The following is a 17328-nucleotide window of genomic DNA, read 5'->3' as shown; positions in this document are numbered from 1 at the left end:
CATGACCCTTGCCGCCTTCAACCGCGAAACCGCCCGCCTGTACGACATCCTGGCGGCGATCAACCTTCTCACCTGGGATGCGCGGGTGATGATGCCGGCCGGCGGCGCCACCGCCCGCGGCGCGCAGATCGCGACGCTGACCGGTCTTGCCCGGGACCTCGCGACGGGCGACGCGTTCGCCGGGGCGATCGAGGCCGCGCAGCAGGAACTTGGCCAGGCACCCGGCGACAGCCTCGACCGCCGCGCGGTCGAGACGACGGCTGCGGCCGTCGCCACGCTGAAGCGCATCCCGGCGGCGCTGATCGAGGAGGCCGCGAGCCTGAAGACGGTGGCGCAGTCCGCCTGGGCGGCGGCACGGCGCGACGATGATTTCAAAGGCTTTGCGCCGCTGCTTCAGCGCACCATTGCCATCCAGCGCGAAATGGCGGAGGCGATCGGCTATGTCGGCCACCCCTATGACGCGCTGATCGCGCTGTACGAGCCGGAGCTCGACTGGGCGCGCCTGCAGTCGGTCTACGCCGAACTGAAGACAGGCCTCCTGCCGCTGGTGGCGAGAGCCCGCGAGATCGACCAGCCGGCGGCGGACTTTCTCGCCCGCGCCTTCCCGGTCGAGCGGCAGAAGCAGTTCGGCCAGGCCATGGCGGCACGCATGGGGTTCGACTTCGCGCGTGGCCGGTTGGACGAGACCGTCCACCCGTTCGAGATCAGCTTCTCGCCACAGGACGTGCGGATCACCGCGCGCTACCGCGAGAATTTCCTGCAGGGCGGGCTGTTCGCGGTTTGGCACGAGGCCGGCCACGGCATCTACGAGCAAGGCATCGCGCCGGAATTTTCCCGCTCGGCTTTCTCTTCCGACCTCGTCAACCTCTATGCCGTCGGCGGGGCGAGCTTTGCCATGCACGAGTCGCAGTCGCGGCTCTACGAGAACCGCGTCGGCCGGTCCCGCCGCTTCTGGGAGCTGCATTTCGGCGAGCTGCGCGACCATTTTCCCGAGCAGCTGGCCGGCGTCGATGCCGATACGTTCTGGCGCGGCGTCAACGCCGTTCGCCCGAGCCTCATCCGCGTCGAGGCGGACGAGCTGACCTACGACCTCCACATCATGCTGCGCTCGGAGATCGAGGCGGGACTGATGGCCGGCGACATCGCCGTCAACGACCTGCCGGCGGTGTGGCGAGAGAAGATGCGCGACAGCCTCGGCCTCGACGTGCCCTCCGATACGCTGGGCGTCCTGCAGGACGTGCACTGGTCGTCCGGCATGGTCGGCTCGTTCCCGACCTATACGCTCGGCAACATCATGTCCTCGCAGTTCTTCGCGGCGGCAGAGAAGGATGCGGGTGTCGCGGCTGGTCTCGAAGACGGCGACTACCGTCCGCTGACCGCCTGGCTCGGCGACAAGGTTCATCGTCACGCCCGCGCCTCCAGCCCGGCCGAGACGCTGCAGCGCGCGACGGGCTCCGGCCTCGACCTTGCCCCCTACCTCGCCGATCTCACCCGCAAGGTGGATGCGCTATCGGCGGCGTAGCCGGGAGGCGCGACCTGTTCAGCCTAGAGCTGCAAGCCGTGCTTGCCGTTCAGCAGCGTCCTCGCCGCCTCGACCTCGCGCGCGGTGCGGGCCGGCTGCCAGCCGAGCGCTCTTGCCATGACGCCGGCGATCACCTCGAGGTTGCGCGGGGTCAGCGATCCCGTCACGGCCAGCGTCGTCCGGCGCATCACGAGGTCTTCGAGATGCACCACCTGCTCATGCCCGGCGATCCAGCCGATCTCGGCAAAGCTGACACCGTCGGCGTCCGGCAGGCGGGCATCGTCACCCTCAGCCGCGCAGTGCCGGGCAATGACAGAGGCCGTCGTGCCGTAGCGCGCCAGCAAGGCGTCGATCCTTGCCGCCGGCAAGCCGGTCTCGCCCGCCAGCTTTGCGACCCAGCCCGACCGGTCGGCGCTAGCCGGAAAGTCCCGCCCGCCGCCGATCGCCAGCTCGCGCGTCGAGCGCTGCCGCGCCTTCGCAAGGCGGGCGAGGATCGTGTCGGTGACCTCCTCGGCAAAGCCGCGGAAGGTCGTCCACTTGCCGCCGACGAGCGAAACGATCGGGAACGGCCGCCCCGTGTCCGGCTCTGCGACCGGTGCCGAATGGTCGCGGCTGATCAGGCCGGGCTCGGCGGCGTTGGAGGCCGGCAGCGGCCGGATGCCGCTATAGGCGTAGACGATCTGGTCGCGGGAGAAGGTGAGGCCCGGCAGCAGCATGCTGAGGCAGCCGAGGAAATAGTCGATCTCCTCCGCCTCGCAGGTGACCGCCTCGGGATCGGTCGCGGGAATGTCGGTCGAGCCGACCATCACCTTGCCGAGATGATCGTAGACGAGGCAGATGCGACCATCATCCGCTTCGAAGTAGATCATCTGGCCGCCGAGCTGCCGGCGCAGTTCCTCGTGGTCGAGGAGGATGTGCGAGCCCTTGGTCCCGCCGATCATCTTCGAGGGCGCGCCGAGCGCGGCGTTGACCTTATCGATCCAGGGTCCGGCGGCGTTGACGACCAGACGCGGCCGGACCGAGAAACCCGCCCCCTCTTCCGGCTGGAAGGAAAGCACACCCGCCTCGCACCCGGTCAGCGTTGTCCAGTTGGCGGCGGCCGAGCCGGGGCTCGCGGCAAGACCGTCCTCCACCAGTTCGAGAACCAGCCGCTCGGGCGCGGTGATCTGCGCATCGTAATAGGTGCCGGCGGCGACGATGGCGCCGGTCAGCGCTGGCATCTCGCGCAGCGCCTTCTTGCGGCCGAGCATCCGGTGGCGCGGCATCACCCGGCTGCGGGCGCCGTAGAAATCGTAGAGGGCAAGGCCGATCTTGATCAGCACCGCGCCGCGGCTGCGGGGGGCGGTGGTCGACCCCAGCAGCGTGCGCAGCGCCGCGCCGATGCCGCGGCCCCAGCTGAAGATCGGGATCAGCGTCGGCAGCGGGGTGACGCAGTGCGGCGCGTTGCGCAAGAGCAGATTGCGCTCCAGCGTCGACTGCGCGACGAGGCCGAACTCGCCGGTCTCCAGATATTTGAGGCCGCCATGAATGAGCCGCGAGGGCGCAGCGCTCGTGCCGCCGCCAAAGTCGCCCTTGTCGACGATGAGGCAGCGCAGGCCCTGCTCGCAGAGATCGCGGAACAGGCCGGCGCCGTTGACCCCGCCGCCAAGGATGACGACGTCGACCTCACCGCCGTCGAGCGCGGCACGCCGCGCGGCGTGGTCTGACAAGGGCGTCAGAAGCGCGCTCATCGCATGTCCCCGCCGACCGCCGCCAGCGCCTCGATCTCCGGCCAGTGGCTCTTCATCGACTCCGTGATCCGGTTGTAGAGGGCGAAGCGGTTGTCATAGGCGGCGCTACGGGCGCCGTCCGGGCGATAGGTAATGGCGTCTTCCTCCTGGTTCCGCGGATCGTCCGCGACCGAGGCGTAGACGTCCGCCGCCTGGCCGGCGCAGAGCGCAGCGCCCCAGGCGGCGGCCTCGTCGGTGCCGGTGACCGTGACGGGCAAGCCGAGCACGTCGGCGAACATCTGCGCAAAGGCCGGGTTGCGCGCGGCGCCCCCGGTGAGCCGCGCGGCCTCGACGGAAAAGCCATCCCGCAAGGCGTCGACATGGGTGCGGTGGTTGAAGGCGATGCCCTCCAGCACGGCGCGCAGCATGTCGCCGCGGTCGTGCCAGCCGTGCAGCCCGATGAAGCTGCCGCTGGCGCGGTCGCCATGCGGCGAGCCGAAGAGATAGGGGTGGAAGAGGAGCGTCGATGGACGGTTCAAGGCCGCGCCAATCTCGCGCGCGAGCACTGCGTGGATCGAGCCGCCGTCGGTCAGCGCCGCGTCCTGCTCGCGCCGGCAGAGGGTATCGAGGAACCAGTCATAGTTCGCCGCCGAGGCCGGCGAGATCGACATGTTGTTCCAGAGGCCGGGCTCGATGGCATTGCGGCAGAACCAGCGGGCGTCGACCTTCGGTTCCGCCGAGACCACCTCGTTGATCGAATAGGTGCCCGCGACGACGCCGACGACGCCCGGACGGTGGGCGCCGATGCCGAGCACCGATGCTGTCACGTCGTGCAGGCCGGCGGCGACCGGCGTGCCCTCGCGAAGGCCGGTCAGGCTCGCTGCAGCCGCGGTGACGCGGCCGACGATCTCGGCCGAGTGGGAGATCTTCGGCAGCGCGTGCTCAAGCGCCTCCAAGCCGTAGAGCGCCAGCGCCTCGCGGGAGTAGTCCTGGGTGTGGACGTTGGTGAAGGAGGTGCTGGCCTCGGTGCGGTCGGTCCCGATGACCCCGGTGAGGCAGAAGCGCAGCCAGTCCTTGCAGCCGATGATGTGACCGATGCCAGCGAAGCGCTCGGGTTCGTGCCGGGCGATCCAGGCGAGCAGCGCCGAGGGGGCCGAGACGTGCGGCTGCTGTCCGGTGAGCGCGAGCGCCCGCGCCGGCACGCCGTCCCTCGCCCATTCATCGATGATGTCGCCGGCGCGGCTGTCGAGCGAGAGAATGCCGGGCCCGAGCGGCTGGCGGTCGCGATCAAGGAGATAGAGACCGTCGCCATGGGCGGTCGCGGCGACCGCGACAATGTCGTCCGCCGTCCGGCCGCTCGCGGCAATGGCCTCAGTGATGGCCTCTGCCGTCGCGCTCCAGAGGCCCGCCATGTCGCGCTCGACGTGACGGGGGCGCGGGATCGACTGTGGCACCCGGCGCCGGGCGACCGAGAGCGGCGTGCCGTCGATATCGAACAGCGCCGCCTTGGTGACCGTCAGGCCGTTGTCGATGCCGAGCAGACTGGGCATGGCGTTCTTTCCGATGAGGAAACGGGGGCGCCGGCGCGGCGCCCCCGTCCTGAAGTTACTGCTTGAGGACGAACGGGCCGGTGTAGTCGCCGACATTGTCCTTGGTGATCATCAGGCAGTCGAACAGCTGCTTCTCGGTGGCGACGCCGGTCTTGCCGGTCTTGATGAAGCTGTCGGCCTGCTTGACGGCTTCCTCGGAGAAGATCGCGACCGGCTGCAGCACGGTGTACTGGAGTTCGCCCGCCTTCACGGCGGCGACGGCGTCCGGCGAGCCGTCGAAGCCGCCGACCTTGACGGTCGAGAGCTTGCCGGCTTCCTTCAGCGCGGCGATGGCGCCCAACGCCATCTCGTCATTGCCAGAGATGACGCCCTGGATGTCGGGGTTCGCCTGCAGCAGGCTCTGCATCTTGGTGTAGCCCTTGGTGCGGTCCCAGTCGGCGACTTCCCTGCCGACCTTTTCGAGGTCCGGATACTGGCTGAGCACGGTCTCGTAGCCGTTGGAGCGGGTCTGGGCGTTGTTGTCGGACGGCGAGCCGAACAGCTCGACATATTTGCCCTTGTCGCCGACGCTCTCGACCCACTGCTGTGCACCGAGCGCGGCGCCCTGCGCATTGTTGGAAACGAGCTGGGCCTTGGCGAGGCCTTCCTTATTAATCTCGGCATTGACCAGGAACACCGGAATGCCGGCATTGACGGCCTTCTGCACTGCGCCGACCGAGCCGTCGGCGTTGGCGGGATCGAGGATGATCGCGACCGACTGGTTGGTGATCGCGGTGTCGATCAGGTTGCTCTCGCTGTTGGTGTCGCCCTTGTGGGCGCCGACGGTCGCGGTGTAGCCGAGCTTCTCGGCGGCGGCCTTGGCGACGTTGCCTTCGGTCAGCCAATAGGGGTTGGACGGATCGTTGACGATGATCGAGATCTGCCCCGCGGCCCAGGCGGGCATCGCGAACGCGGAAATCGTCAAGGCGGCCGCCGCCGCCATCAAAAGGCTCTTACCTCTGCTCAGCATAGTCTCTCTCCCTGGTTGATCTGTCGTTGTGCCGGTGATCCCGGCGGTACCCCTCGCCCGCGGCCTTCAGGCCGCGGTTCCCTGCGAGGCAGTCGGTGGAACGCCTGCGGCCTTCACGCGCTTGGGCCGCTTGGCGTACTGGATGGAGTTGAGCAGCACGGCGAGCACGATCACCGAGCCCGTGAACACGGTCTGCCAGTAGGACGAGACGCCGATGATGACGAGCCCGTCGGACAGGAAGCCGATGACGAAGGCGCCGAGCATGGTGCCGCGGATGTTGCCGCGGCCACCGGTCAGCGCCGCGCCGCCGATCACCACCGCGGCGATCGCGGTCAGCTCGTAGGTCGTGCCCGCGGTCGGGCCGGCCGAGGTCAGCTGCGAGGACAGGACGAGACCGGCGATCGCCGCGCAGACGCCGGACATGACGTAGACAAGGACCTGGACGCGCTTGACCGGCACGCCGGAGAGTTCGGCGGCGCGCGCATTGCCGCCGGTCGAGTAGACCCAGCGGCCGAAAGCGGTGCGGGTCAGGATCAGGCTGCAGACGATGGCGACGACCGCGAGGATCAAGACGCCGATCGGCACGCCGAACAGCCGGTCGAAGCCGAGCGAGTTGAAGCCGGTATTGCCGAGCTCCTCCCGTCCGCCGAGATTGTTGTAGGTGAGCCCGTTGGTCATCAGGAGCGCGATGCCGCGCGCGACGTAGAGAAGGCCGAGCGTCGCGACGAAGGCCGGGACCTTGAAGAAGGCGATCAGCGCCCCGTTAATGAGGCCGACGAAGGCCCCGACCGCGCAAGTGATGATCACGACGACCCAGACCGGCGGGTAGAGCACCACGCCGAACCAGTCGAGCGAAACGCCCTGCATGAGATAGCCAGCGATGACGCCGGCAAGACCGAGCGTCGAGCCGACGGACAGATCGATGCCGCCGGTGAGGATGACCAGCAGCATGCCGACGGCCAGGAGGCCGAAGATCGCCACGTGCGAGGACATGATGAGGAAGTTGGCGGTCGAGAAGTAGAACGGCGACAGCACCGAGAACACGACGATGATCGCGATCAGCGCGAAGAAGGCGCGTCCCTCGAGCAGCAGGCGCCCGATGTCCACGCCGTCGCCGGCCGCTTCCAGGCGGGAGCGCTTGTTGGCTTTGGTGGTGTCGCTCATGGCCGAAACTCCGGATGTCTCATAGGGTCAGTGGACCACGGCTTCGCCAGAGGCGGCCATGATCTCTTCCTTGCTGGCGTCCGAACCGAACTCGGCGGAGATCCGGCCCCGGTGCATGACGATGATGCGGTGGGCGATGCTGAGGCACTCGCCGACCTCCGACGTCGAGTAGATCACCGCCAGCCCCTTCTGAGCACCCTCGCTGAGGAGGCGGAACACCTCGGCCTTGGCGCCGATGTCGATGCCGCGGCTCGGCTCGTCCAGAAGCACGACCTTCGGCCCGGTCGCCAGCATCTTGCCGATGACCACCTTCTGCTGGTTGCCGCCCGACAGCGAGCCGATCGGGGCCTCGCCGCCACCGGTCTTGATGTGGACGTTGCGGATGGCGTCGGAGATCAGCCCCTGCTCGCGTTTGCGGGAGGTGAAGAGCCCCTTGGTGAAGGTGCCGATGCTGGCGAGCGACAGGTTTTCGCCGACCGACATCGTCTGCACGAGACCGTCGCGCTGCCGGTCCTCCGGCACCAGCACCAGCCCCCGGCCGATGCGCTCGGCGATGGTGAGCCGCGATATGTCCTGCCCGTCGAGGAGCACGCGGCCGCCGCTGACCTTGCCCCGGCCCGCCACGCATTCCAGAAGCTCGGTGCGGCCGGCACCCATCAGGCCGTAGATGCAGACAATCTCGCCCGTCCGCACCGACAAAGACAGGCGGTCGACCACGGACCGCTCGGCAGTGGCCGCATCGGGCATGCTGACATCCTCGATCGACAGCGCGACCTCGCCCATCGCATGGCCGGTCGGCGGCGAGCCGAGGTCGAAGTTCTCGCCGACCATGTTACGCACGATCCATTCGAGATCGATGTCCTTGCGCTCGGCATAGGCGGTCATCGCTCCGTCGCGCAGGACGACGGCGTGATCGGTGATCTGCAGCGCCTCCTCGAGGTGGTGGGAGATGTAGACGATGGAAACGCCGCGGCTCTTGAGGTCGCGGATCACCGTGAACAGCACCTCGACCTCGGAGGCCGACAGCGCCGAGGTCGGCTCGTCCATGATCAGGATGCGGGAATTGACCGACAGGGCCCGGGCGATCTCGACGATCTGCTGCTGGCCGAGGCGGAGATCCTCGACTGGCGTCAGCGGATCGATGTCTTCCTCGAGTTCCTCCATCAGCCGGCGGGTCTGGCGCTCCTCCTCGGCGAAGTCGACGCCGGTTGCGGTTCGCAGCTCGCGGCCCATGAAGATGTTGTCGCGCACGCTCATGTTCGGCGCGAGGCTGAGCTCCTGGTGGATGATCGAGATGCCTTGCGCCCTCGCCTCCGACGCGTTGGCAAAGGTCACCGGCTGCCCGTCCAGGAGGATCTCGCCGGAGGTCGGCGGGGTGACGCCCGATAGGATCCGCATGAGCGTCGACTTGCCGGCGCCGTTCTCGCCGAACAGCGTCGTCACCTGTCCGCGGTGGACGTCGAAATTGACACCCTTCAGCGCATGGATGTTGCCATAGGCCTTGGCGACGTTGCGGGCCGAGAGCGTTACCGTGCCGATGGCGGGCGTGAGCGCCGCGCTCATGGGACGCGGATCCGCACCGGCGTGACCAGCCAGTTCTTCGGGTTGACCAGCTTGAACACGCCGACGACCTCGACGGTCTTGCCGGCAAGGCCCGTGGTATCGAGGCCGGACAGGACGACCTTCTTCATCTCGTTGTTGAGGGCCGCGCCGGCGTCCTGGTATTCGATCTGGTTGACGAACTGGCCGAACACGATCTTGCCGGTGGCATCGCGCAGGTCCGTGCCGTTGATCGCGGGACCGGTCTGGACGCGCACCTTCACCTCCGGTGGCAGGCCTTCGACCGCCACGGGGTAGATGCCGGACTTGCCCTCGCCGACGACGCCGGTGAACTTGACGGGGATCACCGGCCCGGCACCGGCGGCGACGCCGTACTGCTTGCCGGCGGCGGCCTTGTCGGCGGCGATCGCGGCGGCGAGCGGCGCGGCTTCCGTCGCCCGCTTCTCGACGTCGGCCTGGACCTCGGGGAAATGCGCGGGGCCGAAAGCCTCCGCCGAGAAGACGTCGGCCTGGACATCCTGCTCGGAGCCTTTGTGGACGACCGTCGTGTCGAGGGCCATCGCCGCAAGGAGCGCGATGACGAACACCGATGCGACGACGGTCTTCGTGCTGACCGCCGGCCTCGATCGCTTGGCGATGCTCTGGTTCATTCCGTGCCTCCCATTCCCGCCCGTCGACCGCCCTGATCGCCGCGCCCCGATCCGCCCTCGAGCCTGGCGAGATCCGAGCCGTGCTCTCATCCGCCAGACCCGCCTCCACGGGCAGTGCGTCAACGACCTTCGATCGTTGCACACCCTTTGCCGACGGGCCCGCGCCATGCCTTCGACGTCTGCCGCCGCGGCTGGAGCGTATGCTTACGCTGCGCCGATATTGTTGACATGTCGCCGTAAAATGCAATAAATTTCTTTTTGTGAAAGATATTGCACTGCACAGTGCGGCAAGGCGAATGAATGGCGCGGGGCGGGACGAAGCGGGACGTTGACGACAGCCTCGCCATCCGGGCGGCCTGGCTGCACTATGCTGCCGGCCTCACCCAGGTCGAGGTCGCCGAGCGGCTCGGCGTCTCCAGCGTCAAGGCGCACCGGCTGATCAGCTGGGCCTATCAGAACGGCGCGGTGAAGGTGTCGATCGTCGGCGACATCGCCGACTGCATTCTCCTCGAAAGCGCGATGGCGGAGCGTTTTGGGCTCGCCTCCTGCGAAGTGGTGCCGGACCTCTACGAGGACGGGCTGCCGCTGCGGGCGCTGGGCGCCGCCGGCTCGGCCTTTCTCGGCCGCCAAATCGACCGGCTGAAGAGCGGCATCATCGGCCTCGGCCACGGACGCACGCTGGCCGCCGCGGTCGCCGACATGCCGCGGACCGATCCGGGCGCGGTGCGCTTCGTCTCGCTGACCGGCGGCCTGACCCGCAACTACGCCGCCAACCCGCACGACGTCATGCACCGCCTGGCCGAGAAGACGGGCGCTGCCGCCTATGTCATGCCGATCCCGTTCTTCGCCAACAGCGCCGGCGACCGGGCGATCCTGCGCGACCAGCGGGGCGTCAGCGACATCTTCGATCTGGCCCTCAGCGCCGACCTGATGTTCATCGGCCTCGGCTCGGCTCAGCCTGACGCCCAGCTCGTCTCATCGCAGATGATCTCGACCGAGGAGATCGAGGAAGTCCGCGAGCGCGGCGGCGTCGGCGAAATGCTCGGCCACTTCTTCGACGAGGCCGGCCGGCCGGTGGAGACCTCGCTGACGGCCCGCACCGTCTCGCTCGGACTGGAGCAGCTGAGCGGCCGACGCATCGTCGCTCTCGCCGGCGGCGCCAGCAAGATCGCCGCGATGCGCTCGGTGCTGAACAGCGGCTACCTCACGGGCCTGATCACCGACGAGCGGTCGGCCAAGGCCCTGATGGAAGATCGGACACCATGAACGTTGACGCCATGACCCTTCACGACGGGAGCCGCCGGCATGGCTGACATCCTGATCGGCATCGATGCCGGCACCTCGGTGATCAAGGCGGTCGCCTTCGACCTTAGCGGACGGCAGCTGGCGTCGGCCTCCGTTCTCAACCGATACGCCGAGACCAGCGACGGCGCGGCGACGCAGCCGCTCGGGCAGACCTGGGACGACTGCGCCGCGGCGCTCCGGGCGCTCGGCGACAAGGTGACGGACCTCGCCCGGCGCACCGCTGCCGTTGCCGTCACCGGCCAAGGCGACGGGACCTGGCTCGTCGGCCGCGACAACGTACCGGTGAGCGATGCCTGGCTCTGGCTCGATGCCCGCTCGGCGCCGACCGTCCGCCGGCTGGCTGCGCTCGGGACGGAGCGCCAGCGCTTCGAGGCGACCGGCACCGGTCTCAACACCTGCCAGCAAGGCGCCCAGCTGGCGCACATGGCGACTGTTGCGCCGGAGCTGCTGGACCGCGCCGAGGTCGCGTTGCACTGCAAGGACTGGCTCTACCTCAACCTCACCGGCATCAGGGCGACCGACCCTTCCGAGGCGAGCTTCACTTTCGGCAATTTCCGCAACCGCCAGTACGACGATGCCGTGATCGACGGGCTCGGCCTGCGGGCCCGGCGTGGGCTGCTGCCGGAGATCGTCGACGGCACGATGACGACGCATCCGCTGTCGGCCGGGGCCGCCGCCGCGACGGGCCTTCTCGCGGGCACGCCGGTCAGCCTCGGCTATGTCGACATGGTGATGACGGCGCTTGGCGCCGGCGTCCACACCGGCGATCGCGACGCCGCCTGCTCGACGGTCGGCTCCACCGGCGTGCACATGCGCGCCGTGCGGAGCGAGGACATCGTCCTTAACGCCGAGGGGACGGGCTACGTCATCGCCTTGCCGCTGCCGGGGATCGTGACGCAAGTCCAGACCAACATGGCGGCGACGCTGAACATCGACTGGGCGCTGGGCCTTGCCGCCGACCTCATCGCCGAATTCGGCCCCGCGGTGCCGAAAGCCGAGCTGGTCGGCCGGATCGAGGGCTGGCTGGCGAAGAGCGAGCCGGGCGCCCTCCTGTACCACCCCTACATTTCCGCCGGCGAGCGCGGCCCCTTCGTCAACTCCGATGCGCGAGCCGGCTTCATCGGCCTGTCCAGCGGCCACCGCTTCCCCGATCTGCTGCGCGCCGTCGTCGAGGGCCTCGGCATGGCCGCGCGCGATTGCTACTCGGCGATGGGCGACATGCCCCGCGAGCTCCGGCTGACCGGCGGGGCGGCCCGATCGCGGGCACTGCGCGCGGTCCTCGCCGCCGCCGTCGGCGCACCTGTGCGGGTGTCCGAGCGCGAGGAGGCGGGCGCCGCGGGTGCCGCGATGATGGCGGCCGTCGCCATTGGCGCCTACCCCGACATGGAAGCCTGCATCGCCGAATGGGTGGTGCCGCTGATCGGCCCGCCGGAGATGCCGGACCCGGCGCTGGCGCGCACCTATCGGCGCCTCTTCCCCGTCTACGCCACCGCCCGCCGGGCGCTCGAGCCGACCTGGCAGGCGATGGCCGAAGGGCGGCAAATGACCCCGCGCGCCGATCCCGGCGCTCCCCCCGGCACGGAACCCGCCGACAGCCTCTTGTCGGTGGACACCGCCGATACCGCGCCGTCGGCCGATCCTGCCGACACCGTGATAACGAACAAGACGGAACGAGCCCGATGACGGAAACCATGGTCGATCTCCTCGTCATCGGCGGCGGCATCAACGGCGCGGGCATTGCCCGGGACGCTGCCGGCCGTGGCCTCTCGGTGATCCTCTGCGAAAAGGGGGATCTCGCCGAAGGCACGTCGTCGCGCTCCGGCAAGCTGGTGCATGGCGGCCTGCGCTATCTCGAATACTACGAGTTCCGGCTGGTGCGCGAGGCGCTGATCGAGCGCGAGGTGCTGCTGGCCTCGGCCAGCCACATCATCTGGCCGATGCGCTTCGTGCTGCCGCACAGCCCGGACGACCGCCCGGCCTGGCTCGTCCGGCTCGGCCTCTTCCTCTACGACCATCTCGGCGGCCGCAAGCGCCTGCCGGGAACGCGGACCCTCGACCTCACCCGCGACCCCGAGGGCGCCCCGATCCTCGACAAGTATCCGAAGGGTTTTGAGTATTCCGACTGCTGGGTGGACGACGCGCGGCTCGTCGTCCTCAACGCCGTCGGCGCTGCCGACAAGGGCGCCGAGGTGCTCACCCGCACCGCCTGCACCAGCGCCCGCCGCGTCGACGGCGCCTGGACGATCGAACTGACCGACCAGGCGACAGGCGCCGTGCGCACCGTCCGGGCCCGCTGCCTCGTCAATGCCGCCGGCCCTTGGGTCAACGACATCGTCGGCCGCGTCGCGGGGCGCAACAGCCGGCGCAACGTGCGCCTCGTCAAGGGCAGCCACATCATCGTGCCGAAGTTCTGGGAAGGCCAGCACGCCTATCTCGTCCAGAACCACGACAAGCGGGTGATCTTCATCAACCCCTACGAGGGCGACCGGGCGCTGATCGGCACCACCGACATTCCCTATGAGGGACGCGCCGAGGAAGTGACGGCCGATGCGGCCGAGATCGACTACCTGCTGACCGCGGTGAACCGCTACTTCAAGGAAAAGCTGCGGCGCGAGGACGTGATCGAGACGTTCTCGGGCGTCCGGCCGCTGTTCGACGACGGCCAGGGCAATCCTTCGGCGGTGACGCGCGACTACAGCTTCGATCTCGACGAGGGCGACGGCGCGCCGATGCTCAGCATCTACGGCGGCAAGATCACCACCTTCCGCGAGCTCTCGGAGCACGCCATCGAGAAGATCGCGAAATTCTTCCCCTCGATCGGCGGCAGCTGGACGCGGGAGGCGGTGCTGCCGGGCGGCGACATCGCCAATGCCGATTTCGTCCAGTTCGCCGAGGACATGCGCGCGGCCTATCCCTTCATGCCGCGCGGGCTGGTCCTGCATTTCGGCCGGCTCTACGGCACGCGGACCCGCGAGATCATCGGCACGGCGCAGTCGATGGAGGGCCTCGGCCGGCATTTCGGGGCGCAGCTCTACGAGAGCGAGGTGCGCTACCTCGTCGCGCGGGAATGGGCGAAGACCGCCGAGGACGTCCTGCGGCGGCGCACCAAGCAGGCGCTGCACATGAGCCCGGCCGAGCAGGCGGGCTTCACGCAATGGTTCGACGAGACCTTCTCGTCCGCCGCCTGACCACCCGCTGCCCTCCCCGCTTGTTCCTCTCCCGGAGACCCAACGCATGCCGTTGACGCTGTCGCTGAACACCAATCCGCTGGTCAACCGCTTCGCCGACCCGGACGACCTGATCGACACCGTCGCCCGCGACCTCAGGATCCGCGACCTGCAACTGACGCACGAGTTCATCAACCCGTCCTGGCCAGCGCCGGTGATCCGCCGGCTGACCCGTCAGATGGGCGCGGCGCTCGCGCGCACCGGCGTCCGCGTGACCAGCGGCATGACCGGGCCTTACGGACGGCTAAACCATTTCGGCCATCCCGACCGCGACGTGCGCCGCTACTATGTCGACTGGTTCAAGACCTTCGCCGACATCACCGCCGACCTCGGCGGCACCTCGGTCGGCACCCAGTTCGCGATCTTCACCTATGCCGACTACGACGATCCCCGCCGGCGCGATAAGCTGATCGACATCGCCATCGACTGCTGGGCGGAGGTCGCCGAGCACGGGCAGAAGGCGGGCCTCACCTCCGTCTTCTGGGAGCCGATGTCGGTCGGCCGCGAGTTCGGCCATACCATCGCGGAAACCATGGCGCTGCAGAACCGGCTGACGGCAGCCGACATGGCGATCCCGATGTGGATGATGGCCGACATCGACCATGGCGACGTCTCCTCGCCCGATCCCGACGACACCGATCCCTATGCCTGGGCCCGCGCGGTGCCGAGGGTCTCGCCGATCATTCACATCAAGCAGAGCAAGATGGACAAGGGCGGCCACCGCCCGTTCACCGCCGAGCACAACGCCACCGGCCGCGTCCAGCCGGCGGCGCTCTTGGAGGCCTTTGCGCAAGGCGGGGCCGCGGACAACGAGATCTGCCTCGAGCTCTCGTTCAAGGAGCGCGAGCCGGACGACCGACGGGTGATTTCAGCCATCGCCGAGAGCATCGCCTTCTGGGCGCCGCACATCGACAGCGGGGCCGGCGACCTCACGGTCTGACGAGGAAGGCCAGCGGATGCTGGCTTGCGCCTCAGTGGGCCCGGATGGCCTGCTTTTCGACCGCTTGGCTGCGGAGGAGATCGCGGGCGGCGGCGGCCGGCATCGGGCGGCCGAGCAGGTAACCTTGGGCCGCGTCGCAGCCGAGCCGTTCCAGCAGCGCCAGTTGCTCGGCGGTCTCGACGCCCTCGCCGATGGTGAAGACATCGAGGTCCCGCGCCATCTGGACGACCGCGCGCACCACGGCGCGGGCGCTGTCCTTGCCCGGCGCCGCCTGGACGAACGACCGGTCGATCTTGATCCGGTCGAGGTCGAAGTCGACGAGGTGGGCGAAAGAGGAATAGCCGGTCCCAAAATCGTCCATCGAGACGCGGATGCCGAGCTGGCGGAGCGCCTGAAGGCTGGCGGCGATCTGCAGGCCGTCCTCGACCAGCGCCGTCTCGGTCAGTTCAATCTCGAGGCGCGAGGGGCTGAGGTCGCAATCGGCCAGCGCCTTCGCGACCGACAGCACGAATGCCTTGCTGCGAAGCTGCACCGGCGAGACGTTGACGGCGACATGCACGTCGACCGGCCAGGCCGCGGCCTGGAAGCAGGCCTCCCGGAGCGCCCACTCGCCGATCTCGAGGATCATCCCGGTTTCCTCCGCCAGCGGAATGAAGCGGTCGGGGGGGACCGGCCCGTGTTCCGGATGGCTCCAGCGGATCAGCGCCTCGAAGCCGATGATGGCGCCATCGGCGATACGGCACAGCGGCTGGAAGACGAGGCTGAACTGGTTGCAAGACAGCGCCAGACGAAGATCCCCCTCGATCCGCCGCCGTTCCTTGGCCGCCTCCTGCATGCCGGCCTCATAGAGCTGGCTCCGACCACGGCCCTTCGACTTGGCCCGGAAGAGAGCGAGATCGGCATACTGGATCAGCGTATCGGCATCGCGCGTGTCCCGCGTGGTGGCGACGCCGACGGTGCAGCCGATGACGATGCTGTGGTCGCGTATCGAGAACGGCTCGGCAATGGCCGCCACGATCGCCCCGGCCAGTTGGTTGACGGCCTCGTCCGCTGTCCCCCGCGAGATCATCGCCAGCTCGTCGCCGCCCAGCCGTGCCACATACTCGCCTTGCGAACAGAGCCCACGCAGGCGGTATCCGACATCGATGAGGAGCTGATCACCGACGGCATGGCCCAGCGTGTCGTTGATGGTCTTGAAGTGATCGAGGTCGATGAACAACAGCGCGATTTCCTCGCCGACATTCAAGGCCGTGCCCAGCTCCTGCTTGACCGCCCGGCGGTTCGGAAGATCGGTCAGCGAGTCGACGAAGGCGAGGCGCTCCAGATCCTTCTGCGCCTTCCGCTCGACGGTGACGTCGTCATAGGTGAGCACCGCACCGCCGCCGCTCATCGGCCGGCAGGCGACGCTGATCACCCGCCCGTCGTCGAGCGAATGCTCGAGATAGGTGGTGTCGGAACGGGCGAACCAGGCGATGTGGTTCTCGATCACCCGGTTGATGCGCATGGCGCTCCAGCCGAGATGGACGCCGAGGCGGTTGAGGTATTCGCGCAACGACATGCCGATCGTCACGTGGCTTTCGTCGATGCCGAAGAGCTTCAAAAGGCGGTCGTTGCGCAGGATGACCTTGCCGGCGGGGCTGATCAGCAGGAGGCCGTTGGACATGTTGTTGAGCGCCGCACTGAGGAGCACGCCCTGCCGCGTCTGCTCCTCCAGCTTGGCGGAGGAAACCGCGGAGCTGGAGGCCGTGGCGAAGAGACAGAGGGCGATGACCGCGACGACCGTGCCGAGCGTGACATGGTCGACCCCCGCCAGAACGCCGCCGGCGATCGGCGCGATCGAAACCCCGGTCATCGCCAGAAAATGCACCGCGCAGACGCCAGCAACAATCAGGGCGGCCACAACGCCCTTCGACCGCGGATGGGCGGGAATGGCGAAGGCAAGGGCGAAGAGCGTGATGCCGAGCAGCGTGGCGAAAATGACGACGGTCGGCGAGTGGGAGACGATGCATCCCTGAGGCGCCAGCATGCCGGTGAAGTGCATGGCTGCCACGCCTCCGCCGGCGACGGCCCCGCAGCCGATCCGGACAAGGCGGTTTTCGGTCAGCGCGGTGGCGGCGAGCGGCAGTCCGATGAGGCCGGTGCCGATCATGGCGGAGGCGACGGTGATCGAGGCGTTGTAGCCGAGGGGAAAGTCGGGCCGAAAGCCCAGCATCGCGATGAAATGGGTCGTCCAGACCCCGAGGCCGCCGCCGAGGGCAACGCCCGCCAGCCAGTTGAGCCGCTGGCGCCCCGACGAAACGCTGGCCTGCTCAAGCAGAGACAGGATCAACCAGGCGGTGATCGCGCAGATGAGGGCAGCGCCGACGACGAAGAGCGGCGAGTGGCTGCTCGCAAGATTGATAAGGAAGCTATCCATACCGCCAGTAACACGCCGAAGAGTTGCATTCCTCTAAACATGAAACCGCGGATCGGCAAAATAGAATGCAAAGCATGGCGTCCTAATAACAGTTTTCGCCATCCTGCCCAAAGGCGCCACCTTCGACGGGCGCAAGCGACCGGCCGGCGCCAGACGTTCAGCCTGTGCGCCGCCGGCCCGCCAGACGAAGGGTCGCAGCCCTCCGCCGTTGCCTTGTCATGGTCGAGGGCCAGATGCGGTTGTACGCGGCCCGCCAGGCCGCCTGTCCATTTCTCT

The 17328-nt window shown here is 68.4% G+C and carries 12 protein-coding genes; 5 read left to right on the top strand and 7 right to left on the bottom strand.

Going from position 1 to position 17328, the window contains the following annotated elements; all coding sequences use genetic code 11:
* Position 1 precedes the first annotated feature (1 nt).
* On the top strand, positions 2-1522 hold the full coding sequence (locus ACZLZY_RS13865) for a carboxypeptidase M32 (protein WP_472934801.1): 1521 nt from the start codon (positions 2-4) through the stop codon (positions 1520-1522).
* Positions 1523-1545: 23 nt separating this feature from the next.
* Here ACZLZY_RS13865 and ACZLZY_RS13860 read toward each other — a convergent pair whose 3' ends face one another.
* The 6 genes from ACZLZY_RS13860 to ACZLZY_RS13835 form a co-directional block, all read right to left on the bottom strand.
* The gene (locus ACZLZY_RS13860) at positions 1546-3252 is read right to left on the bottom strand and encodes a glycerol-3-phosphate dehydrogenase/oxidase (protein ID WP_472934800.1); all 1707 of its coding nucleotides are present in this window, start codon (positions 3250-3252) and stop codon (positions 1546-1548) included.
* Positions 3249-4781, bottom strand: a complete 1533-nt coding sequence (locus tag ACZLZY_RS13855) for an FGGY-family carbohydrate kinase (protein ID WP_472934799.1) — start codon at positions 4779-4781, stop codon at positions 3249-3251. Before ACZLZY_RS13855 ends, ACZLZY_RS13860 begins: the two co-directional genes overlap by 4 nt.
* A gap of 55 nt (positions 4782-4836) precedes the next feature.
* A complete protein-coding gene (locus tag ACZLZY_RS13850) occupies positions 4837-5790 on the bottom strand; it encodes a D-ribose ABC transporter substrate-binding protein (protein ID WP_472934798.1) in 954 nt (317 codons plus the stop codon).
* Between the two features lie 66 nt (positions 5791-5856).
* On the bottom strand, positions 5857-6954 hold the full coding sequence (locus ACZLZY_RS13845) for an ABC transporter permease (RefSeq protein ID WP_472934797.1): 1098 nt from the start codon (positions 6952-6954) through the stop codon (positions 5857-5859).
* Positions 6955-6981: 27 nt separating this feature from the next.
* Positions 6982-8517, bottom strand: a complete 1536-nt coding sequence (locus ACZLZY_RS13840; protein WP_472934796.1) for a sugar ABC transporter ATP-binding protein — start codon at positions 8515-8517, stop codon at positions 6982-6984.
* A complete protein-coding gene (locus ACZLZY_RS13835; RefSeq protein WP_472934795.1) occupies positions 8514-9164 on the bottom strand; it encodes a DUF2291 domain-containing protein in 651 nt (216 codons plus the stop codon). The genes ACZLZY_RS13840 and ACZLZY_RS13835 overlap by 4 nt, the downstream gene beginning before the upstream one ends.
* Before the next feature lie 300 nt (positions 9165-9464).
* Between ACZLZY_RS13835 and ACZLZY_RS13830 the strand changes: the two genes are divergently transcribed.
* From ACZLZY_RS13830 to ACZLZY_RS13815, 4 genes are read left to right on the top strand one after another with little or no spacing between them, the layout of a single operon-like run.
* Complete coding sequence (locus ACZLZY_RS13830) at positions 9465-10430, top strand: sugar-binding transcriptional regulator (RefSeq protein WP_472934794.1); 966 nt, start codon at positions 9465-9467, stop codon at positions 10428-10430.
* A gap of 39 nt (positions 10431-10469) precedes the next feature.
* Positions 10470-12152 (top strand): FGGY family carbohydrate kinase, encoded by a 1683-nt coding sequence (locus ACZLZY_RS13825; protein WP_472934793.1) that lies wholly within the window; start codon positions 10470-10472, stop codon positions 12150-12152.
* A complete protein-coding gene (locus ACZLZY_RS13820) occupies positions 12149-13657 on the top strand; it encodes a glycerol-3-phosphate dehydrogenase (RefSeq protein ID WP_472934792.1) in 1509 nt (502 codons plus the stop codon). Before ACZLZY_RS13825 ends, ACZLZY_RS13820 begins: the two co-directional genes overlap by 4 nt.
* A 46-nt stretch (positions 13658-13703) precedes the next feature.
* A complete protein-coding gene (locus tag ACZLZY_RS13815) occupies positions 13704-14636 on the top strand; it encodes a sugar phosphate isomerase/epimerase family protein (RefSeq protein ID WP_472934791.1) in 933 nt (310 codons plus the stop codon).
* Between the two features lie 31 nt (positions 14637-14667).
* On the opposite strand, the gene ACZLZY_RS13810 is transcribed toward ACZLZY_RS13815, so the two are convergent.
* Entirely contained in the window at positions 14668-17052 is a 2385-nt protein-coding gene (locus ACZLZY_RS13810) for a putative bifunctional diguanylate cyclase/phosphodiesterase (RefSeq protein ID WP_472934790.1), read from the bottom strand.
* Positions 17053-17328: the final 276 nt, after the last annotated feature.

This window comes from Mesocryomonas lacus, from assembly GCF_055730135.2.
This window is presented reverse-complemented; position numbering and strand designations above follow the sequence as displayed.